This is a genomic window from Paracoccus marcusii, assembly GCF_028621715.1.
Taxonomy (GTDB): Bacteria; Pseudomonadota; Alphaproteobacteria; order Rhodobacterales; family Rhodobacteraceae; genus Paracoccus; species Paracoccus marcusii.
On the sequence record NZ_CP117466.1, the window covers coordinates 397,711 to 422,068 of the forward strand.

General features: G+C 67.8%; 22 protein-coding genes. 7 read left to right on the forward strand and 15 right to left on the reverse strand.

Going from position 1 to position 24,358, the window contains the following annotated elements:
• Positions 1 to 54 precede the first annotated feature (54 nt).
• On the forward strand, positions 55 to 1,062 hold the full coding sequence (locus PRL19_RS01925) for an ABC transporter permease (RefSeq protein WP_045981444.1): 1,008 nt from the start codon (positions 55 to 57) through the stop codon (positions 1,060 to 1,062).
• Positions 1,055 to 2,035, forward strand: coding sequence for an ABC transporter permease (locus tag PRL19_RS01930; protein WP_045981443.1), 981 nt, complete (start codon positions 1,055 to 1,057; stop codon positions 2,033 to 2,035). The genes PRL19_RS01925 and PRL19_RS01930 overlap by 8 nt, the downstream gene beginning before the upstream one ends.
• A 36-nt stretch (positions 2,036 to 2,071) precedes the next feature.
• Here PRL19_RS01930 and PRL19_RS01935 read toward each other — a convergent pair whose 3' ends face one another.
• The 4 genes from PRL19_RS01935 to PRL19_RS01950 are packed head-to-tail and all read right to left on the reverse strand — an operon-like array spanning position 2,072 to position 6,222.
• A complete protein-coding gene (locus PRL19_RS01935) occupies positions 2,072 to 4,405 on the reverse strand; it encodes an aldehyde dehydrogenase family protein (RefSeq protein ID WP_273743706.1) in 2,334 nt (777 codons plus the stop codon).
• Between the two features lie 7 nt (positions 4,406 to 4,412).
• Positions 4,413 to 5,351 carry a deoxyribose-phosphate aldolase gene (gene deoC, locus PRL19_RS01940; protein ID WP_139598786.1) on the reverse strand — a complete coding sequence of 313 codons (939 nt, stop codon included), beginning with the start codon at positions 5,349 to 5,351 and terminating at the stop codon, positions 4,413 to 4,415.
• A complete protein-coding gene (locus tag PRL19_RS01945; RefSeq protein ID WP_273743707.1) occupies positions 5,348 to 5,905 on the reverse strand; it encodes a DUF1523 family protein in 558 nt (185 codons plus the stop codon). The genes deoC and PRL19_RS01945 overlap by 4 nt, the downstream gene beginning before the upstream one ends.
• 8 nt (positions 5,906 to 5,913) lie before the next feature.
• The gene (locus tag PRL19_RS01950) at positions 5,914 to 6,222 is read right to left on the reverse strand and encodes a hypothetical protein (RefSeq protein WP_052714614.1); all 309 of its coding nucleotides are present in this window, start codon (positions 6,220 to 6,222) and stop codon (positions 5,914 to 5,916) included.
• Positions 6,223 to 6,327: 105 nt separating this feature from the next.
• Between PRL19_RS01950 and PRL19_RS01955 the strand changes: the two genes are divergently transcribed.
• Both PRL19_RS01955 and PRL19_RS01960 read left to right on the forward strand, forming a co-directional pair.
• Positions 6,328 to 7,260 (forward strand): cation diffusion facilitator family transporter, encoded by a 933-nt coding sequence (locus tag PRL19_RS01955; RefSeq protein ID WP_273743708.1) that lies wholly within the window; start codon positions 6,328 to 6,330, stop codon positions 7,258 to 7,260.
• 8 nt (positions 7,261 to 7,268) lie between these two features.
• Positions 7,269 to 8,087, forward strand: coding sequence for an EcsC family protein (locus PRL19_RS01960; protein WP_273743709.1), 819 nt, complete (start codon positions 7,269 to 7,271; stop codon positions 8,085 to 8,087).
• On the opposite strand, the gene PRL19_RS01965 is transcribed toward PRL19_RS01960, so the two are convergent.
• The 9 genes from PRL19_RS01965 to PRL19_RS02005 all read right to left on the reverse strand — a co-directional run bounded on the left by PRL19_RS01965 (position 8,051) and on the right by PRL19_RS02005 (position 20,378).
• Positions 8,051 to 10,417 (reverse strand): ATP-dependent helicase, encoded by a 2,367-nt coding sequence (locus PRL19_RS01965; RefSeq protein WP_273744437.1) that lies wholly within the window; start codon positions 10,415 to 10,417, stop codon positions 8,051 to 8,053. The genes PRL19_RS01960 and PRL19_RS01965 overlap by 37 nt on opposite strands.
• A gap of 137 nt (positions 10,418 to 10,554) precedes the next feature.
• Positions 10,555 to 11,517, reverse strand: a complete 963-nt coding sequence (gene folE2, locus PRL19_RS01970; protein ID WP_273743710.1) for a GTP cyclohydrolase FolE2 — start codon at positions 11,515 to 11,517, stop codon at positions 10,555 to 10,557.
• A 96-nt stretch (positions 11,518 to 11,613) separates the two neighbouring features.
• A complete protein-coding gene (metZ, locus tag PRL19_RS01975; RefSeq protein ID WP_273743711.1) occupies positions 11,614 to 12,816 on the reverse strand; it encodes an O-succinylhomoserine sulfhydrylase in 1,203 nt (400 codons plus the stop codon).
• Between the two features lie 403 nt (positions 12,817 to 13,219).
• The gene (locus tag PRL19_RS01980) at positions 13,220 to 14,545 is read right to left on the reverse strand and encodes a sigma-54-dependent transcriptional regulator (protein WP_045981437.1); all 1,326 of its coding nucleotides are present in this window, start codon (positions 14,543 to 14,545) and stop codon (positions 13,220 to 13,222) included.
• 23 nt (positions 14,546 to 14,568) lie between these two features.
• Positions 14,569 to 16,257: a sensor histidine kinase gene (locus tag PRL19_RS01985; protein WP_084693898.1), complete on the reverse strand. Its 1,689-nt coding sequence runs from the start codon at positions 16,255 to 16,257 to the stop codon at positions 14,569 to 14,571.
• 167 nt (positions 16,258 to 16,424) lie between these two features.
• Positions 16,425 to 17,093, reverse strand: coding sequence for a phosphoribosylformylglycinamidine synthase subunit PurQ (purQ, locus tag PRL19_RS01990; RefSeq protein ID WP_273743712.1), 669 nt, complete (start codon positions 17,091 to 17,093; stop codon positions 16,425 to 16,427).
• A 172-nt stretch (positions 17,094 to 17,265) separates the two neighbouring features.
• On the reverse strand, positions 17,266 to 18,477 hold the full coding sequence (locus PRL19_RS01995) for an NADP-dependent isocitrate dehydrogenase (RefSeq protein WP_273743713.1): 1,212 nt from the start codon (positions 18,475 to 18,477) through the stop codon (positions 17,266 to 17,268).
• Positions 18,478 to 18,579: 102 nt separating this feature from the next.
• On the reverse strand, positions 18,580 to 19,704 hold the full coding sequence (locus tag PRL19_RS02000) for an HD domain-containing protein (RefSeq protein WP_273743714.1): 1,125 nt from the start codon (positions 19,702 to 19,704) through the stop codon (positions 18,580 to 18,582).
• Between the two features lie 11 nt (positions 19,705 to 19,715).
• The gene (locus tag PRL19_RS02005; RefSeq protein WP_045981433.1) at positions 19,716 to 20,378 is read right to left on the reverse strand and encodes an alpha/beta hydrolase; all 663 of its coding nucleotides are present in this window, start codon (positions 20,376 to 20,378) and stop codon (positions 19,716 to 19,718) included.
• Between the two features lie 181 nt (positions 20,379 to 20,559).
• Between PRL19_RS02005 and iscR the strand changes: the two genes are divergently transcribed.
• The 3 genes from iscR to PRL19_RS02020 all read left to right on the forward strand — a co-directional run bounded on the left by iscR (position 20,560) and on the right by PRL19_RS02020 (position 23,320).
• Positions 20,560 to 21,018 carry a Fe-S cluster assembly transcriptional regulator IscR gene (gene iscR / locus PRL19_RS02010; protein WP_045981432.1) on the forward strand — a complete coding sequence of 153 codons (459 nt, stop codon included), beginning with the start codon at positions 20,560 to 20,562 and terminating at the stop codon, positions 21,016 to 21,018.
• 107 nt (positions 21,019 to 21,125) lie between these two features.
• Positions 21,126 to 22,808, forward strand: coding sequence for a YadA-like family protein (locus PRL19_RS02015; protein ID WP_273743715.1), 1,683 nt, complete (start codon positions 21,126 to 21,128; stop codon positions 22,806 to 22,808).
• Positions 22,802 to 23,320 (forward strand): hypothetical protein, encoded by a 519-nt coding sequence (locus PRL19_RS02020; RefSeq protein WP_127899126.1) that lies wholly within the window; start codon positions 22,802 to 22,804, stop codon positions 23,318 to 23,320. Before PRL19_RS02015 ends, PRL19_RS02020 begins: the two co-directional genes overlap by 7 nt.
• Before the next feature lie 66 nt (positions 23,321 to 23,386).
• Here the strand turns inward: PRL19_RS02020 and arsC are convergent, their stop codons facing one another.
• The gene (gene arsC, locus PRL19_RS02025) at positions 23,387 to 23,761 is read right to left on the reverse strand and encodes an arsenate reductase (glutaredoxin) (protein WP_273743716.1); all 375 of its coding nucleotides are present in this window, start codon (positions 23,759 to 23,761) and stop codon (positions 23,387 to 23,389) included.
• A 1-nt stretch (position 23,762) separates the two neighbouring features.
• Positions 23,763 to 24,278: an Lrp/AsnC family transcriptional regulator gene (locus tag PRL19_RS02030; protein ID WP_045981429.1), complete on the reverse strand. Its 516-nt coding sequence runs from the start codon at positions 24,276 to 24,278 to the stop codon at positions 23,763 to 23,765.
• Between the last annotated feature and the right edge of the window lie 80 nt (positions 24,279 to 24,358).

Sequence of the window (24,358 nt, forward strand, 5' to 3'; positions counted from 1 at the left end):
GCGGGACCGTGACGGGGGGACACAGATGCCCAGAAACCACCGGATCGAGGCACCATGCTGAGTTTCACCATCCGCCGGCTGCTGCTGGCCATTCCGACATTGCTGTTCATCTCGCTGGTGATCTTCCTGCTGCTGGAAGCCTCGCCCGGCGATCCCTTGGGCGACGTGCCCCTGACCGTGCCCCCGGAGGTCCGCGAACGCATGCGCGCGGCCCTGGGCCTGGGCGAGCCCTGGCCGGTCCGCTACCTGCTGTGGCTGAAGCAGTTCTTCTGGGTCGAGCCGCTGTACTGGACCGACCAGTGGTTCGGCACGAACTTCAGCGACGGCGCCCAGCGCATCATCAGCTTCCAGTCGCGCAGCCCCGTCTTCGACGTGATCGCCCAGCGCGTGCCGCAGACCCTGACCGTGGTCGGCATGTCCTATCTGGTGGGCATCCTCATCGCGATCCCCATCGGGATCATCTCGGCCTACAAGCAGTACAGCTGGTTCGACCAGATCGGCACCTTTGTGTCGATGATCGGGTTCTCGATGCCCACCTTCTTCACCGGCGTCGTGCTGATCATCATCTTCGCGGTGAACCTGCAGTGGTTCCCGTCGGTCTATGACACCACGCTGCAGGTCGACGACTGGGCCAGCTTCAAGCAGCAGGCCCGCCAGATGGTGATGCCCGTGACGGTGCTGGCGCTTTACAATGCGGCGCAGATCAGCCGCTTCATGCGCTCGTCCATGCTGGACAACCTGGGCCAGGACTATGTCCGCACCGCGCGCGCCAAGGGCCTGTCCGAACGCGTCGTCGTGTTGAAGCATGTCTTGCGCAACAGCCTGATCCCGGTCGTGACCGTGATCGCGCTTGGCCTGCCGGCGGTCTTCGGCGGCGCCATCATCACCGAACAGGTGTTCAAGGTGAACGGGCTGGGACAGCTGCTGATCACCTCGATCCACGGCAACGACATCCCGATGGTCCTGACGCTGACCTTCATCTTTGCCATCCTGATCGTCGTCTTCACCCTGATCGCAGACATCCTCTATGGGGTGCTGGACCCGAGGATCCGCTATGACTGACCCCAAATCCCCCGACGACCTGCGCGCCGCCGCAGGCAACGCCGCCGTCCCCGCCGCCGCCAGCCCCCCGGTCGTGCCCCCCCAGGGCGCGGTCGAGACCCGCAGCCAGTGGTCTGACGTCTGGCGCCAGTTCCGCAGCCACCGCGGCGCGATGGTGGCGCTGGTGCTGTTCGTGGCGATCATCCTGTTCGTGTCCGTCGGACCGCTGATCTGGACGATCGACCCGACCTATGTGGACATCCGCGCCCGCAACTCGGGCTTTTCCGCGGCCCATCCCCTGGGCACCGACCAGCTGGGCCGTGACCTGCTGGCGCGCCTGATGGCGGGCGGCCAGGTGTCCATCGCCGTCGGCCTGACCGCAATGATCATCGCGATCTTCCTGGGCAGCCTGATAGGCGTGATGTCGGGCTACTTCCGCCGGCTGGACGCACCGCTGATGCGCCTGACAGAGCTGTTCCTGGCGCTGCCGCTGCTGCCCCTGCTGCTGCTGATGGTGACGCTGTTCCGCGAGCCGCTGTCGCAGACCTTCGGCCCGGCGCTTGGCATCTTCTTCCTGATCGTGACGGCCATCGGCGCGACCAGCTGGATGCAGGCCGCCCGCATCGTGCGCGGCGAGGTGCTGGGCCTGAAGGAACGCGAGTTCATCCTGGCCGCGCGGTCCATCGGCACGCCGTCGCACCGGATGATCACGCGCCACATCCTGCCCAACGTGCTGTCGCCGATCATGGTGGCCGCGACCCTGGGCATTGCCACCGCGATCATCACCGAAAGCGCGCTGTCCTTCCTGGGCCTGGGCTTTCCGCCCGACTTCCCGACCTGGGGACGGCTGCTGTTCGACGCCGTGGACCAGATGGTGCTGTATCCGTGGCGGGTGATCTTCCCCGGCTTGCTGATCTCGCTGACGGTGCTGTGCGTGAACTATATCGGCGACGGGCTGCGCGACGCCATGGACCCCCGCATCCGGGGGCGCTGACGGAAAAGGGGGGCCAAGCGGCCCCCCTTCTTCGTTTCAATAGGCCGCGCTGCCGCTGCCCGCGGGCAGGGCGCCATAGGGCAGCCAGATCGTCTTGGACCGCGTGGCGTGCTGCAGGAAGGTCTCGCCCTGCGCATGGACGCCGGTCCAGTCGCGGCCGGGCACCGCCCAGACGGGCTTCAGGTTCCCCGCCGCCGCCCGGTCCACTGCCGCCAGATCCGCCGCAGGGCCCGCGTGCCAGAAGCCCGCGACCTCGTCATGGGCGGCCAGCGGCACGGCCAGATCGGCGGTGACCCCGGTCACGATGTTGACCACGCCGCCCGGCAGGTCGGACGTGTCGAACACCTGATAGAGGTCCGTCACCGCCAGCGGGTCGTCCTGCGCGGGGATCGCCACGACCGCATTGCCCATGGCGATGGCGGGCAGCACCAGCGACAGGAACCCCGCCAGCGGCTGCGCATTCGGGCATGTGATGCCGATGACGCCCATCGGTTCGGGGATCACGGTGACCAGATGGCCCGGCTTGGCCTGCACGGTCGCGCCGTCGAACTTGTCGGCCCAGGCCGCATAGTGGAAGGCGCGGGCGATGGCGGCATCGACCTCGACCCGGCTGGTGCGGGCGGCGAATTCCGCAGCCCGCGCCGACAGGTTCTCGGCAATGTAATAGAGGACCTGCGCGCGGGCATGGCCGCCCGCCGCCGCCCATTTCCCCGCCTTCGTCGCGGCCTCGACGGCGTTTCGGATGTCCTTGCGGCTGCCCAGGGGGGCCAGCCCGCCCGGCACCGCATACATCGCGCCGCCATCGGGCCGCTTCTGCGCGCCGCCGTAATAGAGCTTGGCCGTGCGGTCGATGCCCTGCTGCGGCGCGGCCCCGTCCGTCACGGCGACGGCGGGTTTGGGGGCGACCTCGCGCGCGGGTTTCACCGCCGGCTCGGCCAGATAGTCGCGCATCCCCGCGGCCCCGCCCTCGCGGCCATAACCGCTTTCGCGATAGCCGCCGAAGGGGGCCGCGGCGTCGAACATGTTGGCGCCGTTGATCCAGATCACCCCGGCCTTGATCCGCGCGGCGATGTCGGTGGCGACCGTCGCGCTTTCCGACCAGACCGATCCGGCCAGGCCATAGCGGGTGTTGTTGGCCAGCTCGACCGCCTCATCCGCGGTGCGGAAGGTCGACAGCGTGGCGATGGGGCCGAAAATCTCCTGCTCCATGCCGGGATTGGCGGGGGCGATGTTCTTCAGATAGCCGGGTGCGATGAAGCAGCCCTCCTGCGCCTGCCCGCCGACCAGCTCCGCCCCGGCATCGGTCGCCGCACGGCAGATCGACAGAATGCGGTCCTTTTGTACCGGATCGACGATGGCGCCGATATCGGTGGACTTGTCCAGCGGTGCGCCCACGCGCAGCCGCGCCATGCGGGCCGACAGCAGCGTTTCGAACCGCGCGGCCACGGATTCCGCCACCATGATGCGCGACCCCGCGCAGCAGACCTGGCCCTGGTTGAACCAGATGCTGTCCACCACGCCCTCGACGGCGGCATCCAGATCGGCGTCCTCCATCACCACGAAGGGCGACTTGCCGCCCAGCTCAAGCGTCAGCTTGCGCCCGGTCCCGGCCAAGGCGGTGGCGATGCCGCGCCCGACCTCGGTCGAGCCGGTGAAGGCGATCTTGTCGACCTCGGCCGCGACCAGGGCCGCGCCCGTCGTGCCGTCGCCGGTCACGATGTTCACGACGCCCGCGGGCAGGCCGACCTCCTGGCAGATCTCGGCGAAGGCCAGGGCGGTCAGGGGGGTGTATTCGGCGGGCTTCAGGACGACCGTGTTGCCCGCGGCCAGCGCCGGCGCCACCTTCCAGGCCAGCATCAGCAGCGGAAAGTTCCACGGGATGATCTGCCCGCAGACGCCCAAGGGGGCATGGCCCGGAAACCGCGTGTCGCGCAGTTCCGCCCAGCCCGCATGGTGATAGAAATGCCGCGCGACCAGCGGCACGTCGATGTCGCGCGCCTCGCGGATCGGCTTGCCGTTGTCCAGCGTCTCAAGGACCGACAGGAAGCGCTCGCGCTTTTGCACGTGCCGGGCCAGCGCATAGAGGTGCCGCGCCCGTTCGGTGCCGGGCAGCGCGGCCCAGCCCTTCTGCGCGCGGCGCGCGGCCTTGACCGCCGTCGCGACGTCGTCCGCCGTTCCCTGCGTCACGCGGGCCAGAACCTCGCCGGTGGCGGGGTCGCGGGTCTCGAACGTCTCGCCCGGCTTGGTGAAGCTGCCGTTGATGAAATGGCCGAACGTCCCCCGCCGGGCCAGCCAGTCGCGGGCCGCGGACGCGTCCTCGGTCGAGGGGCCGTATTCCATCGTCTGCATGATCTCGCTCACTTGGGTCATCGGATCCTCAGGCAATCGCTTGGCGGTGGGCGGCGGCATAGCGGCCCGTCACATGGTGGCTGATCTGGCGCTCGATATCGCCCAGTAGGCTGGAGGCGCCGATGCGGAACAGGTCCGGGGCCAGCCAGTCGCGGCCCAGCTCCTCGGCCATCAGCACCTGCCAGCTGATCGCGTCCTTGGCGGTGCGCAGGCCGCCCGCGGGCTTGAAGCCGACCTTGATGCCGGTGCGGGCATGAAAGTCACGGATGGTGCGAACCATGACCAGACTGACCGGCAGGGTCGCGTTCACGCCCTCCTTGCCGGTCGAGGTCTTGATCCAGTCCGACCCGGCCTGCATCGCCACATGGCTGGCCTTGGCGACATTCTCCAGCGACTTCAGATCGCCGGTGGCCAGGATCGCCTTCATCCGCGCCGCACCGCAGGCCTCGCGCATGGCGCGCAATTCGTCATACAGCGCCGCCCAGTTGCCCTGCAGCACATGGGCGCGGGTAATGACGATGTCGATCTCATCGGCGCCCTGATCCACGGCATAGCGGATCTCGGCCAGGCGCAGGTCCAGGGGCATCAGGCCTGCGGGAAAACCCGTCGCCACGCTGGCGACGGGAATGCCGCTGTTGCCCAGGGCGCGCTTGGCGGGCGCGACCATCGTCGGATAGACGCAGACCGCGCCGGTGGTCAGCCCGGTCACGCCCACGGCCTCCAGCAGATCGGCGGCGATGGGCTGGCGCGCCTTGGCGCACAGACGAGCGACCCTGTCGGGCGTGTCATCGCCCGCCAGCGTGGTCAGGTCGATGCAGCGCACCGCGTTCAAAAGCCACGCGGCCTGGTGATCCTTCTTCAGGCTGCGGCGCGCGGGCAATGTCGCCGCACGGCGTTCGACCGCGGGGGTGTTGATGCGGATGCCCTCGAACCAGTCGGGGTGCAGGTCGGTTCCGGGGTTGGTCATGCCGGTCTCCTTGTGCTGCGCTGACGGAACTGCGCCCACATGCGCCAGACCAACGTCAGCAATGCCAGCAGCACGCCACAGACGATCAGCGCGGCCCAGTTGGTCGGGCGGTCGTCGGGGCCCGCCACAGTGTTGATGGAAATCGCATTGGGATAGGTCGACATCCACGGCAGACGCCAACCATAGGCGGTCACGCTGACCCAGATCGGATCACGCGCCGAGGATTGCAGGTTCGTGGCCTCGGCCTGCAGGTTCGCGCTGTCGTACTTGAAATAGGGCGGCCAGACCCAGCCCGTATCCTCGTTTCGATAGACGAAGACCCGCCCGCCGGGCCGCACCGCGTCGATGAAGCGCACGTCGCGCTGGCCCTGGGCGTTCTCGACCGTGCCGGTGCTGTCGGAGGCCCAGAAGATCGCGGCCGAGGGCGGGATCTCCGTCAGGCGGTTGTAGGTGTTGCTGATCCGCAGCGTGTTCTGGGACGGCAGGGTGTAATCCAGCAGGCCAAAGACCAGGATGCCGAACAGGACGCCTGCGACGACGCGCACATAATACATGGCAGCTCCTATTGCCAGTTGACCAGGATGACGATGACCACGACGGCCAGCGTGGGCAACACGAAGACCAGGCCGGCCAGCCGCGCCCGCAGGGTTCGGTTGAACCCGACCATCGCCTTGGCGATGAACGCGCGCCGTGCGGCGGTGTTCCCGGCCTGGTCGGGATGGCGGGCATCCCACCGGTTCTCAAGGCGTTCGACCTGTCCGGACCGGATATGCATGCGCAGCAGCACATAGAACACCACCTGCGCCGCCAGAACGAACAGCCACAGCCGGATCACCGCCACCGCAAAGCCCCCGTCATCATTGGCGACCACGTTAGCACGCCCCGCGCGGCAGGGGCCAGATGTCGCGTCGCGTCACGGCGGCGCAGCGTGCAACCCTTTGAACGCGTGCGGCGTTCGGCGGCCGAAAGGACCCCCATGACCCGCCCGATGTCCGAACAAGCCGTCCTGCGCCTGTCGATCGCCATGACCTTCGTCGCGGCGGCGGTGGGGATCGGTTTCGGCGTGGCGTCGGGGTCGGCGTCGATCATCTTCGACGGCATCTATTCGCTGACGGATGCGGTCATGACGTCGGTCGCGCTGCTGGTGTCGTCGCTGATCACCCAACGCCTGTCGGAACGCCGCCAGGCCCGGCTGGTCCAGCGGTTCACGATGGGCTTCTGGCACCTGGAGCCGATGGTCCTGGGCCTGAACGGCATCCTGCTGTCGGGGGCCGCGGTCTATGCGCTGGTGACGGCGGTGGGCAGCCTGCTGACCGGCGGCCACCCGCTGCAGTTCGGACGGGCCATCCTCTATGCCACGGTGGTGCTGATCGTCGCCATCGGCATGGCGATCCACAACCGTCACGCCAACCGGTCGATCCGGTCGAATTTCGTGGCGCTGGACGTGCAGGGCTGGACCATCTCGGCCGCGCTGACGGGGGCGCTGCTGGCGGCCTTCGTCTTTGGCTGGGCGATCCAGGGAACGGCGCTGGCGCCCCTGTCGCCCTATGTCGATCCGGCCGTGCTGGCGCTGGTCTGCGTGATTGTGATCCCGCTGCCGGTGCCGACCATCCGCCGGGCGCTGGCCGACATCCTGCTGATCACGCCCTCCGACATGCTGGCCGAGATCGACGCCGTGGCCCGCGAGGTTGTGGCCCAACACGGCTTTCTGGACCACCGCGCCTATGTCGCCCGTGTCGGGCGCGGCCGCCAGATCGAGCTGTACTTCATCGTCCCCCAGGGCCAGCCCCCCCGCCCGCTGGAGGAATGGGACGCCATCCGCGACCAGATCGGCGAGGCCATCGGCGGCGACATCACGAACCGTTGGCTGACCATCGCGTTTACCACCGACCCGGAATGGGCCGACTGACCAGGAGCATGACCATGACCTCGACCGCGCTGACCGACCCGACCGCCGACCTGCAGGCCGAACTGGACCGGCTGGCCGCCCGCCAGCTGGCCGGGCGCGGCCTGCTGATGCGCGGGGTCGAGGCCGTGGGCCGGCTGACCGAAGGCGCGGCCACCACCGTCCTGGGCCTGTCGCCCCTGTCACTTGAGAAGGTCATGGAAAGCGCGTTCCGCCAACTGTACGACCTGTCTGCGCGCGGCGACGGGATCAGCGTGGTGCGTGACGCGCCGCTGGTCGCCAACAGGGCGGCGGCGGTGATGTCGGGGGCCACGGGCGGATGGTTCGGGCTGGCGGGCATCGTGCCGGACCTGGTGGCCTCGACCACGGTCATCTTCAATTCCATCCAGAAGGTCGCGCGCAAGCATGGCTTTGACACCACCGATCCGCGGGTGCGGCTGGAATGCCTGGCGGTGTTCCAGTACGGCGAGCCCGGACAGGACGGCGACGCGGCCGCGCAATCGTTCCTGGCAAACCGCCTGCTGACCAACGGGCAGACCGTGTCAACGCTGATCACCCGCTTTGCCGGTCAGTTCGCGACCCGCCTGACGACCAAGCTGGGCGCGCAGGCCGTTCCGGTCCTGGGCGCGGCGACGGGGGCCGCGATCAACTACGCCTTCCTGGATTACTACGAGCGGGTCGCAGACATCCATTTCCGCCTGCTGCGCCTGGCAGAGAACCATCCGGGCACGGATGTCGACGCGGCCTATGCCCAGGCCCTGACCCGCGCGGGACAGCCCCGCCTGTCCCGCCGTCAGAAGGGGACGTCGTCGCCCCCGCCCGCCGGCTGAACATAGGCCGCCTTGATGTTCTTGAACCCGGCCTCGAACTGAACGGTCAGCGTGTCCTCGGCGATGCCCATGACCTGACCCTCGCCGAACTTGGCGTGGGTCACGCGGTTGCCCACGGTGAATCGCGACGCGGGCGCCGCATTGATCGTCACGGGGGTGCGATGCACCGGCTGGCCGCGATCGGCGGCCCGCGCCTGCATCCGCTTCCATCCCGGAGAGGCATAGACATCGGCCTTGGCCACCCGTTCGTCCATCCGCGTGCCGCCCGCCATCGCCATGGCCGCGCCGTATCCGCCGCCGTACAGGCCCGGCGGGGTCAGCACCTCGACATGTTCCTGGGGCAGTTCGTCGATGAATCGTGACGGCAGGCTGGACTGCCATTGCCCGTACATGCGCCGGTTTCCGGCAAAGGTGATCGTGGCTAGGCGTTCGGCGCGGGTGATGCCGACATAGGCCAGCCGCCGCTCCTCCTCCAGACCCTTGGTGCCCTGTTCGTCCATGGCACGCTGGTTCGGGAACAGCCCGTCTTCCCAGCCCGGCAGGAAGACGACCGGAAACTCCAGCCCCTTGGCACCGTGCAGCGTCATGATGCTGACCTGTTCGGCCTGCTCTCCGTCGTCGCGGTCCATGACCAGCGACACGTGCTCCAGAAAGCCCTGAAGGTTCTCGAATTCCTCCAGTGCCTTGACCAGTTCCTTGAGGTTGTCCAGCCGTCCCGGCGCGTCGGGCGACTTGTCGTTCTGCCACATCGCGGTATAGCCCGATTCGTCCAGCACCCGCTCGGCCAGTTCCACATGACCCACCCCGTCGCGCACCGCCATGTGCGACCGCCCGATCAGCGCCACGAAATCGCGCAGGTTCGCCAGGCCCTTGCCGCCCAGCTGCTTCTCCTCCACGACGATGCGCGCACCCTCCAGCAGGTTCACGCCGTTCCGCCGCGCCGCATGCTGGACCGTCTGCAGCGCCTTGTCGCCCAAGCCGCGCTTGGGCGTGTTCACGATCCGCTCGAAGGCCAGGTCGTCGTCCGGGGACACCACCAGCCGGAAATAGGCCATCGCGTCGCGGATCTCCTGTCGCTCATAAAAGCGCGGGCCGCCGATCACCCGATAGGGCAGACCGATGGTCATGAACCGGTCTTCGAACGCCCGCATCTGGTGCGACGCGCGCACAAGGATCGCCATGTCGTTCAGGCTGACGCGGCCCAGGGCCTGTCGATGGCCGCCCTGGAACGCCTCGATCTCCTCGCCGATCCAGCGGGCCTCGGCCTCGCTGTCCCAATGCCCGATCAGGCGCACCGGTTCGCCCGGTTCGGCATCCGTCCACAGCGTCTTGCCCAACCGCCCCTGGTTCGCCGCGATCAGACCGGACGCCGCCGCCAGGATCTGCGGGGTGGACCGGTAATTCTGCTCCAGCCGGATCACCTCGGCGCCCGGAAAGTCCTTCTCGAACCGCAGGATGTTGCCCACCTCGGCCCCGCGCCAGCCATAGATCGACTGGTCGTCGTCGCCCACGCAGCAGATGTTGCGATGCGCCTGCGCCAGCAGCCGCAACCACATGTACTGCGCGACGTTGGTGTCCTGATACTCGTCCACCAGGATATAGCGGAACCGGTCCTGCCATTGGCGCAGCACGTCTGGATGCGCCTGGAACAGCGTCACGCAATGCATCAGCAGGTCGCCGAAATCGACCGCGTTCAGCGTCAGCAGCCGGTCCTGATAGGCCGCGTACAGCTTGCCGCCATGACCGTCAAACGCCTCACCCTCGCCCCGGGGCAGGTTGCCGGGCGTGATGCAGCGGTTCTTCCACCCGTCGATCAGATGCGCCAGCTGCCGTGCGGGCCAACGTTTCTCGTCGATGTTCTCGGCCGCGATCAGCTGCTTCAGCAGGCGGATCTGGTCGTCCGTGTCCAGAATGGTAAAGCTGGGCTTCAGGTGCAGGTTGCCGTGCCCGATCAGCTCGGCATGGCGGCGCAGGATCTTGACGCTGATGCTGTGGAAGGTGCCCAGCCAAGGCATCCCCTCGACCGCATCGCCCAGCAGGCGGCCGATCCGGTCTTTCATCTCGCGCGCGGCCTTGTTGGTGAAGGTCACGGCCAGCAACTGCCCGGGCCGCGCCTTGCCCAGCATCAGCAGATGCGCGATCCGTGTGGTCAGTGCGCGCGTCTTGCCGGTGCCTGCCCCCGCCAGCATCAGGACAGGCCCATCCAGCGCCTCGACAGCGGCGCGCTGCGCGGCGTTCAGCGCGTCAAGATACGGCGCGGGCCGCGCGGCCATCGCGCGCTGCGACAGCGGCACCGCCGCCAGATCATCGGAATCGTCGAAATGCTCCATCCCGCCAACATAGGCATCGCCGCGCGCCAAGGAAAGCCCGACGTTCGCCCTATGTTCTCATCCGTGCCGAAATGGTGCGCCCCATCAGCAGGGGGTCCGGGGGGCGCGCAGCTCCCCCGGCCACCGCGGGACGCAAATCAGGCGCGCAACCCCGCAAAAGTCGCAGGGTCCAGCGATGCCTGGGCAAAGGTCGGCCCGCTGGTCAGCAGGCTGACCGCATCATGCGAATGCAGCGATTCCTGATGGCTTGCCACGACACGAAAATCGCCCACCCGCGGATCGGCGATCAGCTGGCCCGCAAAGGCCCGCACGGCATCCTCGACAAAGATCGGGTTCGCCGCGTTCAACTCGGCAAAGGCCTGCTCGTCCTCGCGCTTGACCATGACCTGTGTCTCGGTCGGCACCGCTGCGCGGCACAGCGCGATGACATCCTCGAACCAGATCCGCTCGGGGCCGTCCATCACCAGCGATATCCGCGCGACCGACCGCTGCGAATGCGGGGTGGCCAGCCGCCCGCGCGTCTGTCGGGCATGCTCGGACAGTTCCAGCGAACAGGGACAGGTCGACGAATAGACGTAATCGACATGCATGACCCGCAGCCGCACGCCGGCCACGTCGATCACCTCCAGCGCGATGTCGTAATATTGCCAGCCCGACAGGCCCGACCGCAGGCTGTCCACCCGCACCGGGTACGAAAACCGCATCTGAATCCGCGCATCCAGCGCGTCCAGGTCGGTCTTGTAGTCGTCCAGCGCCGCCTCCAGCACCGACAGGCTGAACGCATGATCGGCATGGCCATAGAATGACCGCATGATCCGCGACATGTTGATGCCCTTGCGGTCGGCCTCCAGACTGACGGTGCCGGTCACGCTGGTCTCCAGCGTGATCTCTCCGCCGTCACGCACCAGATAGCGGATCGGCAGCCGAAAGTTCGAGATGCCCACATGCTGGATCGCGGTGCGCGCACCCACGATCAGGCTGGCAGGCCCGTTCTGCAGGTCCGGCAGGCTGTCCTTGTAGGCTGGGTCCACGCGGAAGTCCGCGTCATAGCTGCGCGCCAGCGCGGGATAGGCGGGGGTCAGGGGGCGGATCTCGGTCATGGTGCCTCCGGCGTGATCGCCACAGATATAGGGGGCGGCACAACAAATGTCAGCCCGCCCCTGCAGATGCGCCACGCCACGATGACGCAGCCCGGCTCAGCCCTGCAGCGCGTCCATCAAATCGGCGGTCAGGTCGCGCGCGTCCTCCAACCCCACCGACAGGCGCAACAGGCCAGGCGTGATGCCAAGGCGCGCCTTGTCCTCGTCGGTCAGGCGCGAATGGGTGGTGGTGGCCGGATGGGTCACGATGGATTTCGCATCGCCCAGGTTGTTCGAGATCGCGATGATCCGCAGACGATCCAGCGCGGCGAATGCCGCCTCCTTGCCGCCCGCCAGTTCCATAGCGATCATCGTGCCGCCCGACCCCATCTGCCGCATGGCCAGGTCGTGCTGCGGATGATCGGCCAGGCCCGGATAGATCACGCGGCTCAGCGCCGGATGGCCGTGCAGCGCGGCGGCGATGCCCGCGGCGGCCTCGGCCTGGGCGCGCACGCGCAGGTCCATGGTCTGAAGCCCGTTCAGCATGATCCAGGAATGAAACGGGCTGATCGCGCCGCCGGTATGCTTCAGATAGGGCTCGGCCACCTCGCGCACGAACTGGCGCGTGCCGCAGATCACCCCGGCCAGCGCCCGCCCGCCGCCATCGATATGCTTGGTCGCGGAATAGACGACCACATCGGCCCCCTGCTCGACCGCGCGCGAAAAGACCGGGGTCGCGAACACGTTGTCGACCACCACCGTCGCGCCCGCCGCATGGGCAAGGTCCGCGACGGCGCGGATGTCGATCACCTCCAGCGTGGGGTTCGACACGCTCTCGAAGAACACCGCCCGCGTGCCGGGCGTGATCGCCGCGGCCCATTGGTCCAGATCGGTGCCGTCGACATAGCTGACCTTGACCCCGAACCGCACCAGCAGATCCAGCACGTACAGGCAGGACCCGAACAGCGCCCGCGCCGCGACGACGTGATCGCCCGGCTTGCACATCGCGAACATCGCGCCGTTGACCGCGGCCATGCCGCTGGCGGTGGCAAAGGCGTCCTCGGTCCCCTCCAGCGCGGCGATGCGGTCCTCGAACATGCGGCTGGTGGGGTTGCCGTAACGGGCATAGATGAACTCGTCCGGACCGGTGCCCTGGAACCGCGCCTCGGCCGCGGCGGCGTCGGGATAGACGAAGCCCTGGGTCAGGAAGATCGCCTCGGCCATCTCGCCATATTGGCTGCGCCGGGTGCCGTGATGGACGGCCTGGGTCCGGGGATGGGGGGAGCGGGGGGTGAACTTGTCGTCGGACGAAACGCTCATGCGGGCTGCCTTTCCGTGGTCTCCTGCGGCGTAATCCCCACAGGCATCTTTCGCAAGTCCCGCGACCCCGGGCGCGCCGAACTGTCGCCTAGCCGACAAATTGCAGGAAATGCAGATAAAGGGTTAGTTTACAGGGGGATGCTTGATCTTCCTGTCCAAATGGACAGTTGGAAACCGACGGGTCGCAAGCTATGGTTGAACCACGGTCGGGTGATGTTCACCCAAAACCGGTACGGGGCTTTCGCCCCGCTTTCACCAGTGTCCCGCAGATGCGGGGTCGTGTCACAAGTTTTCTGAAGACGGTTCCTGCGGTCCAGTGTGTTGCTGTGACCATCGCGTGTTTATTCGGACGGCGGGACCCGGACAGTTGGGGGCGGCAGGTCGCGCCGCCCCCAATGGTCCCTTACAGATAGTCGCCGCGTTGCAGGCCGTACTTGGCCATCTTCTCGTTCAGCGTCCGGCGCGGCAGGCACAGTTCGTCCATCACCCCGGAAATGCTGCCCTTGTGGCGGCGCATGGTGTTGTCGATCAGCATCTTCTCGAAGCTTTCGACATATTCCTTCAGCGGCTTGCCCTCGGTGGTGGTGGCCTGCTGGTTGTCCTCGCCATCCGCCATCAGCAGCGACGCGATCGACCCCGACCCGCGGCGGTTCTGCAAGACCGCGCGTTCGGCCACGTTGATCAGCTGCCGGATGTTGCCTGGCCAAGGCGCCTGCAGCAGCTGCGCGGCCTCCTGCGCGCTGACCTGGGGCGGCTCGCAGCCGTATTCCTCGCTGAACTGCTCGGTCATGCGGGTGAACAGCGCCAGGATGTCCTCGCCCCGCGCGCGCAGCGGCGGCAGGGTGATCTTCAGCGCCGACAAGCGATAGAACAGGTCGGGACGCAGCGAATCCTCGGCCTTGCGGCCCTCGCCACGGGCGTTGCTGATCGCGATGATGCGCGTCTCGGCAGGTGTGCCCTGCTCGCTGATGAAGGCCAGCAGGCGGGCCTGCAGTGCCTCGGACAGGGCCTCTACATCCTCCAGGCACAGCGTGCCGGCGCGGGCCTCCTCGACGGCGGGCAGCCCGTCCTCGATAGGCCCGAACAGGCGCGATGCCAGGGCCTCGTCGTTATAGGCCGCGCAGCTGACCGGCACGAACTTCTTGGACGCGCGCGGCCCGACCGCGTGCAGGGCATGCGCCACCAGCGTCTTGCCGGTGCCGGTCTCGCCGTCGATCAACACGTGGCCGTCGGCCTGGCCCAAGTCCAGGATGTCCTCGCGCAGGCGCTCCATCACCGGGCTGGCGCCGATCAGCTTGGACATGACCTGCTGGCCTTCGGACAGGTCGCGGCGCAGGGCGCGGTTGTCCAGGGTCATGCGCCGGGCCTGCGTGGCCTTCTTGGCCAGCTGGGTCATGCGGTCGGGGTTGAAGGGCTTCTCCATGAAATCCATCGCGCCAAGGCGCATCGCCTCGACCGCCATGGGCACGTCGCCATGGCCGGTGATCATGATGACGGGCAGGTTCGAATCCAGGCCCATCAGGCGTTTCAGAAAGGCCATGCCGTCCATGCCGGGCATGCGGATGTCGCTGACGACGATGCCGGGCCAGTCGGACCCGATGACCTTCAGCGCGTCCTCGGCGCTGGCAAAGGTCTCGGTCTCGAAGCCCGACAGGACCAGCCACTGGCTGATCGATTCGCGCATGTCGGGTTCGTCATCCACGATGGCGATCTTCAGCTTGCGGGACATTCTTGTCATCCTCTCGTGTTGCGTCATTCGGCCGCCAGGGCCTGACGGGGCTGTCCGGGGCGGTGCAGCGGCAGCTCGACCCGGAACACCGCTCCGCCGGTGTTTTCGTTATGGGCGGTCAGGCGACCCCCGAAATCGGCGACGATCGTGGACGAGATCGCCAGCCCCAGCCCGGTCCCCTCACCGGGCTTCTTGGTGGTCCAGAAGGGTTCAAACAGCTTTTCCAGGTCCGAGACACCCGGCCCGTTATCGCGGACGGACACATAGGCGTGAGCCGCGGCCTCGACCGTGATCTCGATCGCGGCGTCGGGGCGGCCCTTGACCGCGTCGACCGCGTTGCGCAGCAGGTTGATCAGCACCTGTTCCAGCCGGATGCGGTCGGCCATGACCATCACCCGCTCGCGCGGCACGATGCGAATGATGCGGATGGGCCGGGTGCGCAGCTGGGGCTCCATCATGGTCAGCGCGCTGCTGACCGCGGCGCGCAGATCGACCGGCTCGACCGCCTCGCCGCCCTTGCGGGCATAGGACTTCAGCTGCCGGGTGATCGCACCCATCCGGTCGATCAGGTCGTCGATGCGCTGAAAGCTGGACAGCGCCTCCTCGGGGCGGCCGCGCTGCAGCAGCAGCCGCGCCCCCGCCAGATAGGTCTTCATCGCGGCCAAGGGCTGGTTCAGCTCGTGGCTGACGCCGGCCGACATCTCTCCCAGGGCGGCCAGCTTGGAGGATTGCTGCATGGTCTGCTCGGCCACGCGCAGCTCCTTCTGCACGCGCTCGCGTTCCGCGATCTCTCGGGTCAGGCGGGCGTTCAGGGCGCGCAGGTCGGCCGACTCGCGCATATAGGCCTGGCTCTGGATGCGCGCGCGCCGCGACAGCATCCAGAACGCCCCCGCCAGCAGGATGGCGAAACCCATGATCTGCAGCGCCAGGATGGCGTTGACGCGCTCGCGCACGGACGAATAAGCGGTGAAACTGATCATCCGCCAGCCGCGGAACGGCACCCGCGCCTCGGACTGCATCACCGCGCGGCCCTGGACATAGGCGTCGGCGGGGCTGGAGGTCCAGTCCGCCGTCACCTGGAACGCCCGCCGGATCGCAGAGGGTGCATCGCGAACCGCCTGCGCCTCGGCGACGGTCAGGCCTCGCCAGCGCGGCTCGGTCGACAGGATGATCACACCCTCGCTGTCGGTGACGGCCACAGCATCGGAAATGCCCGCCCAGGACCGTTCCAGCCGGGTCAGGTCGGCGCCGACGACGATCACACCCAGCGTCCGCCCCTCGGACACCACGGCGCGGGAATAGGCGAACTCGTGGGCGCCCGATGCCAGTTCGGACACGGTGAAGACCGTGTCGCGCGACCGCAGCGCCTCGACATATTGCGGGGCCGCGACGCTGTTCGTGCCGATCTGATAGCGGTCCGTAGCACCCACGACCCGCCCCGATGCGTCCAGCAAGCGGATCGAGGCCGCGCCGATCTCCTTCTGCGCGGTCATCAGCCGCGCCGAGGTGGTGGAAAAATCGTTGCCGTTCAGCGCCCCGATCAGCGCCGGGTCACGTGCTAACAGCAAGGGCACGACCGAATTGCGCTGCAGTTCCGACATCAGGTTGCCCGAATACAGCGCCAGACGCAGTTCGGACCGCACGCGCGTGTTCTCGGAGAAGCGATCGGTCAGCCATGCGTTGGTGACCCAGATCGTGCCCAGCGCCGCCATGCAGATCAGCGCGATCGTCGCACGCAGCCACCAAGGGTTGACCGGCTGGCCGACCCTGCCGCGCCTGCGTTCGGCGCTGTCTTCGATATGATCCTCAGTGACCACGCACGGACCCGTCCCACAAGATCGGCTGACGCAATCTATGGCGAAGAACGGTCCGGCTCAAGTCAGGCGTGCGTCAGCGCCGTGGCCAGCCCCGTGAACAGCGCCGCCCCGTCGGTGCCGCCCGTGACCGGATCGGCGGCGCGTTCGGGATGCGGCATCATGCCCAGGACGCGCCGGTTTTCCGACAGCACGCCCGCGATGTCGCCGACGGACCCGTTGATCGCCGGGGCATAGGTGAAGGCGATGCGGTCCTGATCGCGCAGCTGCGCCAGGCCTTCGGCGCCGATCTGATAGTTGCCGTCGTGATGGGCCACCGGAATGCTGATCCGCTGGCCCTTGGCGTAACCGCCGGTGAAGGCGCTGTCCGCGGTGCCCACGGTCAGGACCGACGGCTTGCACAGGAAAGTCAGCCCGGTGTTGCGCATCAGCGCACCCGGCAGCAGGCCCAGTTCGGTCAGCACCTGAAAGCCGTTGCAGATCCCCAGCACATAGCCGCCCCGCGCCGCATGGGCCCGCAGCGCGTCGGCGATGGGGGAATGCGCGGCGATCGCCCCGCAGCGCAGATAGTCGCCATAGGAGAACCCGCCCGGCACGCCGACCAGGTCGATCCCGTCGGGCAGCTGGCTGTCCTTGTGCCAGACGCGCACCACCTCGGCCCCCGCCTGTTCCAGCGCGACGGCAAGGTCGCGGTCGCAATTCGATCCGGGAAAGGTGACGACAGCGGCTTTCATCGCGGGACTCCTGCTTGGGACGCCCTGCCCTTAACGCAGGCCGGGTTCCAAAGAAAGGGGGGCCAGCCCCCCATCGCCTTGCGGCGATCCCCCCGGGGGTATTTGGACAACGGAGAAATGCATCCTGCGCCCTCGGAAAGCAGAAGGCCGGGCGATTGCCCGGCCTTCGTGATCAGTTCAGCGCCTTGTTCAGGTACTGGTCGACCTTTTCCAGATAGCCCATCGTGGTCAGCCATTTCTGGTCGGGACCCACCAGCAGCGCCAGGTCCTTGGTCATGTGGCCGTCCTCGACCGCCTGGACGGTCACCTTCTCCAGCGTCTGCGCAAAGGTCAGCAGGGCGGCGTTGTCGTCCAGCTTGGCGCGGTGCTTGAGGCCGCCGGTCCAGGCAAAGATCGACGCGATCGAGTTGGTCGAGGTCGCGTTGCCCTTCTGGTGTTCGCGATAGTGGCGGGTGACGGTGCCATGGGCGGCCTCGGATTCGACGATCTTGCCGTCCGGGGTCATCAGGACCGAGGTCATCAGGCCCAAGCTGCCAAAGCCCTGCGCGACGGTGTCCGACTGCACGTCGCCGTCATAGTTCTTGCACGCCCACACATAGCCGCCCGACCATTTCATCGCGCTTGCGACCATGTCGTCGATCAGGCGGTGTTCGTAATGGATGCCGGCCTTCTTGAACCGGTCCTGGAACTCGGCCTCGTAGACCTCCTGGAACAGGTCCTTGAAGCGGCCGTCATAGGCCTTGAGGATCGTGTTCTTGGTCGAGAGATAGACCGGATAGCCGCGCGCCAGGCCATAGTTCAGCGAGGCACGGGCGAAATCGCGGATCGAATCGTCCAGATTGTACATGGCCATTGCGACCCCGGCGGCGGGGGCGTCATAGACCTCGTGCTCGATCGTCTCACCGTTCTCGCCGACGAACTTGATGGTCAGCTTGCCCTTGCCCGGGAAGCGGAAATCGGTGGCCTTGTACTGGTCGCCGAAGGCGTGGCGGCCGACGATGATCGGCTGCGTCCAGCCCGGCACCAGCCGCGGCACGTTCTTGCAGATGATCGGTTCGCGGAAGATCACGCCGCCCAGGATGTTGCGGATCGTGCCATTGGGGCTGCGCCACATCTTCTTCAGGCCGAATTCCTCGACCCGCGCCTCGTCGGGGGTGATGGTCGCGCATTTCACGCCGACCCCGTGGCGCTTGATCGCCTCGGCCGCGTCGATGGTGATCTGGTCGTTGGTGCGGTCGCGCTCCTCGATGCCCAGATCGTAATATTTCAGGTCGATGTCCAGATAGGGCAGGATCAGCTTTTGCTTGATGAAGTCCCAGATGATCCGCGTCATCTCGTCCCCGTCCAGCTCGACGACGGGATTGGCAACCTTGATCTTCGACATGAACTGCCCCTTGTGCGGTGGATACGGTCGCGCCGCTTCTAGCCGCAAAAGGGTCCGATTGAAAGACGGTATGCGATGGTATGCAAGACGCCCGTCCGGTGATCAGCTGCCTGCAAAATGGGCGCAAAGGCCGTGGTGCAGCCACTGCCACAGCGGCGCGCAGCCGCGTTCGATCCAAGGGCCCACGCGGCTTTCCACCTGCGCCAGGGTCACGTCGTATTCGACCCAGCCCGCGCCGCCCGACCGCAGGTTCTGGACCACAGGCTGGCAGCGGTCCAGCGCCTTGGCAAAAACGGCATCGGGGCTGGCCGCCGCCTCGAACTCCTGCCACAGGGCCAGCATCTGCTGTCCTTGCGGGTCGGGCAGCAGGCCGAACAGGCGCCGCGCGGCGGCCTCCTCGGCGGCTTGGATCGCCGCCGATCCATGCGCCTGCCCGCCGGCGGAATGCAGGGGCACATCGCCCACGTCGATCTCGACCAGATCGTGGATCAGCAGCATGCGGATGACGCGGCCCGGATCGACGCCCGGCCCCGCCAGACCGCCCAGCACCAGCGCGTACAGCGCCAGGTGCCAGCTGTGCTCGGCGCTGTTCTCGCGCCGCGATCCGTCCAGCAGGCGGTTTGCGCGCAGGACGCCCTTCAGCGCGTCGGCCTCGGCCAGAAAGGCCAGGCGGCGGGACAGATCGCCCTGGGCGACCTCCTGTCCGGACAGCAGCGCATGCGCGGCCTGCCACCCCTGCGGCCATTCGCGTTCGAACCGCGCCGCGCGCCCGGCCGACAGGTTGTCGCGCACGATCCGGACATGGTCGGGGATCGGATCGCGCGCCTGGAGTACCTGAAAGATGGGCTGTGCGTGATCCATGCGCTTGGCAGTCACCGCGGCAGCGTCCGCGCGCCCCTCGAAATCGCGCCAGAGGGCGGCCAGACGCGCCCCGTCCGGTGCCAGACCGAAGATGCGATCCGCCGCCGCGGCCTCGGCGATGGCCAGGCCTTCCACGTCATGATCCAGGTGGATCGGCTGATCGCCCGTGTCGATCTCGACCAGATCGTGGATCAGGATCATCGCGATGGCGCGGTCGCTGGCGCCCATCACCATCGCCCACAGGGCGACGTGCCAGCTGTGTTCTGCACTGTTCTCGGGGCGCGACAGGTCCATCAGGACGCTGGCGCGGTGGACCGACTTCAGCCGGTCCGCCTCGCACAGAAAGGCGAACGCATCGTCCAGCATGGCCGCAGCCCTCAGCGCGACGTCTCGGTCAGGCGCTTCCTGACGTAACCCTGCACCAGGTCGATCATCGGCTTCATGTGGGTCTCGTCGTCGCGGAAGAAATGGTCCGCGCCCTCGATCTCCTCATGGGTGACGGTGATGCCCTTCTGCTCGCGCAGCTTGCCCACCAGGGTGGCGGTGTCCTTGGGCGGGGCGACGCGGTCGGCGGTGCCGTTCACGATCAGGCCCGACGACGGGCACGGCGCCAGGAAGCTGAAATCGTACATGTTCGCGGGCGGCGCCACGCTGATGAAGCCGGTGATCTCGGGGCGGCGCATCAGCAGCTGCATCCCGATCCACGCACCGAAGCTGAATCCCGCGACCCAGCAATGCTTGGAATTGGGGTTCATCGCCTGCAGGTAATCCAGCGCCGAGGCGGCATCGGACAGCTCTCCGATGCCCTGGTCGAATTCGCCCTGGCTGCGGCCCACGCCGCGGAAGTTGAACCGCATCACCGTGAATCCCATGCGGTGGAACGCATAGTGCAGGTTGTAGACGACGCGGTTGTTCATCGTCCCGCCATATTGCGGGTGCGGATGCAGCACGATGGCGATGGGGGCGTCTGGCTTGCCGGGCTGAGGGTGGTAACGGCCTTCGAGACGGCCTTCGGGGCCGGGAAAAATCAGCTCGGGCATGGTTGTCCTTCACAGGTCCTGTCGGGTTTCTTGACGCGTGCGCGCATGGCTTCTAGACGGGATATCTGGGCAGCCGGCACAGGTTTGGCAAGAAACATGCTGGGCCGGGCATAGCGCGCGACGACGGCGCGCGTCAATGCAAAGGCAGGCCCGGCAGGGACCATCGGGGGGAAGACGCGCCATGAAACTGTCCACCAAGGGACGCTACGCGATCATCGCGCTGACCGACCTGGCCATCGCCAAGGGGGGCGACCTGACCTCGCTGGCCGAAATCTCGAAACGCCAGGACATCTCGCTGCCCTATCTGGAACAGCTGTTCGTGCGCCTGCGCCGGGCGGGGCTGGTGGCATCCGTGCGCGGTCCGGGCGGCGGATACCGCCTGGCCCGCACCCCCGAGACGATCCGCGTGGCCGAGATCCTGGAGGCCGTGGACGAGACCGTCAGCGCCATGCATATCGGCGCGGGCGCGTCGGGCGGCATTTCCGGGTCGCGGGCACAGACCCTGTCGAACCGGCTGTGGGAAAGCCTGTCCGCGCATGTCTATGTCTTCCTGCACAATCACACGCTGGCCGACGTGGCGAAGAACCAGCTCCTGCCCTGCCCCGCGCTGCCCAAGATCCTCAACGTCGTGGACGACTGAGGCCGCACGGGAATTAATTCGACAAATCCTGCATCCGGTCGGCGGTTTCCCGCGTCCCCCGGTCAGAGGCCCGCAAAAGGCCCTGTCCAACGGATGAGGAGAATCCCATGACCCACCTGACCCGTACCCGCGCCATGCTGCTCGGCGGTGCTGCCGCCGTCGCGATGATCGGCGCCGTCGGCACGGCCGCCGCACAGGAATGCCAGCAGGGCGCAGGCGGCGCCGGATCGCTGGCCTGCGGCCCGACCGCCATCGCCGATGGCCCGCTGTCGGTCGCAATCGGCGACAACGCCTCTACCGATGCGACCGCCGTGGACGGCGTGGCCATCGGCGGAGAGGCGACCGCCACCGGCCCCTCGACCACCGCGGTCGGCGGCGAATCGGTCGCGACCGGTCCCGGCGCCAGCGCCATCGGCTGGCAGGCCCAAGCCACCGCGGAACGTGCGCAGGCCATCGGCCACCTGGCCACCGCCCAAGGCGTCCGGTCCCTGGCCGTGGGCGAGAACGCCGACGCGCAGACCGACCTGTCCACCGCCATCGGCAACGAATCCGTCGCCAACGGCGTTGACGCGCTGGCCGTGGGCGACACCGCGGCGGCGAACGGCAACTCGACCACCGCGGTCGGCGGCGAATCGGTCGCGACCGGCCCCGGCGCCAGCGCCATCGGCTGGCAGGCCCAAGCCACCGCCGAACGCGCCCAGGCCTTCGGCCACCTGGCCACCGCACAGGGCGTCCGGTCGATGGCCATCGGCGAGAATGCCGACGCCCAGACCGACCTGTCCACCGCCATCGGCAACGAATCCATCGCCAATGGCGTCGATGCGCTGGCCGTGGGCGACACGGCGGCGGCGAACGGCAACTCGACCACCGCCATCGGTGGCGAGTCGGTCGCGACCGGGCCGGGCGCCAGCGCCATCGGCTGGCAGTCCATGGCGACCGCAGAACGCGCCCAGGCCATCGGCCACCTGGCCACCGCGCAGGGTGTCCGCTCGCTGGCCGTGGGCGAGAATGCCGACGCCCAGTCGGATTTCTCGACCGCGATCGGCAACGAATCCATCGCCAACGGCACGGACGCGCTGGCCATTGGCGATACCTCGGTCGCGAACGGAACGTCGACCACCGCGGTCGGCGGTGAATCGGTCGCGAACGGCACCGCCGCCACCGCCTTCGGTTGGCAGGCGCAGGCCACCGCCGAACGCGCCCATGCCTTCGGCCACCTGGCAGCGGCCAGCGGCGTGCGCTCGACCGCCATCGGCGAGGCCGCGATGGCCATGGGATCGGGGTCGATCGCGCTGGGCAACCAGGCGGTCGCTGCGGCCGACAACTCGGTCGCCATCGGTGATGGCGCGACCGCAACCCGCGCGAACGAATTCGTGCTGGGCAACGGTGCCAACACCTATCGCGCGGCGGGCATCGCGTCGGATGCCAGCACGGCGGCGCAGGGCACCCCCATCGGCGTCGTGACCTCGGACGCGCAGGGCAACCTGGCGGTCGACCGGTCGATCGGCGAGAGCATGTCGTCGCTGAACGGCCGCGTGCGCTCTCTGGGCCAGCAGGTCGAGGACAACAAGGAAGGCATCGCAATGGCGATGGCGCTGAACACACCCTATGTCCCCCAGGACAAGACCTATGCCGTGTCGACCAGCATCGGCAGCTTCGAGGGATCGCAGGCACTGGCCGCGTCGATGGGCTACCGCTTCGACGCGAACACCCAGTTCGACGCGGGCATCACCTATGGCTTCGACCGCAACCAGGTCGGCGGCCGCATCGGCGTGACCTACGCGTGGTAGGCCACGCCGCAACACGGACGGGGACGGCGCATGCGCTGTCCCTGGCCATCGCGATGGCGCTGGCCCTGGTCGGCGCCAGCGCCCATGCGCAGGACGCCCCCGCCGAACCGCAGCCCGAACCCCGGGCCGAGGCCCCCCTGGTCGAACCCAGCTATGCCACCGCCCTGATCCGCGACGTGCTGGCGGCGGTGAACCACGGCAACTGGACGGGCAACTACACGGTGCTGCGCGACATCGCCGCCCCCGAATTCGCACTGGCCAACGATCCGACGCGCCTGGCGGGCCTGTTCACGCCGCTGCGCGAGGAACGGCTGGACCTGCTGCAGGCGATGGTCGTCGACCCGGTCATCCTAGACAGCGCGCTGTCCGATACCGGGCAGGAGCTGCGCCTGACCGGCTTTGTCCCGCTGCAGCCGCGTCATGTCAGCTTCGACCTGGTCCTGGGGCTGGAGGGGCGGCGTTGGCTGCTGCTGGGCATCTCTGTCGGGGCGTTCGATCCGATCGATCCTTAAGGCATCTGCCGATGTCGCCGCAGTCTGGGCGTCATCTGTCGGTTCGCACCCCGCACCCCCACCGGATCACGGCGGACCACCTGCGTGATTGCGGGCGATCAGCTCACTGACCCGCTCCTTCGGCCGGCACAGCACGGCGCCATGCGGCGCAAAGACGACCGGCCGTTCGATCAGGATCGGATGGGCCGCCATCGCCGCGATCAGCGCATCATCGGACAGGCCGGGATCATCCAGCCCCAGTTCCGCGAATGGCGTTCCCTTGCGCCGCAGCAACCCCCGCGCCCCGATGCCCAGACGCGACAGCGCATCGCGCAACGCATCCTCGGACGGCGGCGCGGCGATGTAGTCGCGCACCTCGGGTGCGATCCCCGCATCGCGCAGCGCGGCCAGTACCCAGCGCGAGGTGGAGCAGGTCGGCTTGTGCCAGATCACCCAGGCCATCTCAGCGCTCCCCGTCCGGGATGGGCAGGGCGCTGGTGGCCTTGATCTCCTCCATCGACAGCAGGGCCGTGACGTTGTGGATCTTCACCTCGCCGATCAGCGATTGGTAAAAGCGGTCATAAGCGCGGGCGTTCCTGACCTGCACCTTGAGGATATAGTCGATGTCGCCCGCCAGACGGTGTGCCTCGACCACCTCGGGCCGCTCACGCAGCGCACGCAGAAAGCGCGCGGCCCAGTCGCGGTCATGTTCGCTGGTGCGGATCAGCACGAAAAAGCAGGCCTCCAGCCCCAGCGCCTCGGGGTCCAGGATGGCGACCTGACGGCGGATCACGCCTGCCTCTCGCAGCTTGCGGATTCGGTTCCAGACCGGGGTCTTGGAGGCCCCCACCCGATCGGCGATCTGGTCCAGAGACAGGCTGGCATCCTGCTGCAGCAGGGACAGGATCTTGCGGTCCACCTCGTCCAGGCGGACAGGCGTTTGGCCTGCGCCCGCATCGGGGGAAATCGGTTCCGGCATGGCGCGCTCCTTGGTCGATCGTCCTTATTTGCCGCGACCACTGTGCAGAATCCAGAACGAAATTCTATATAGTGGTCAGC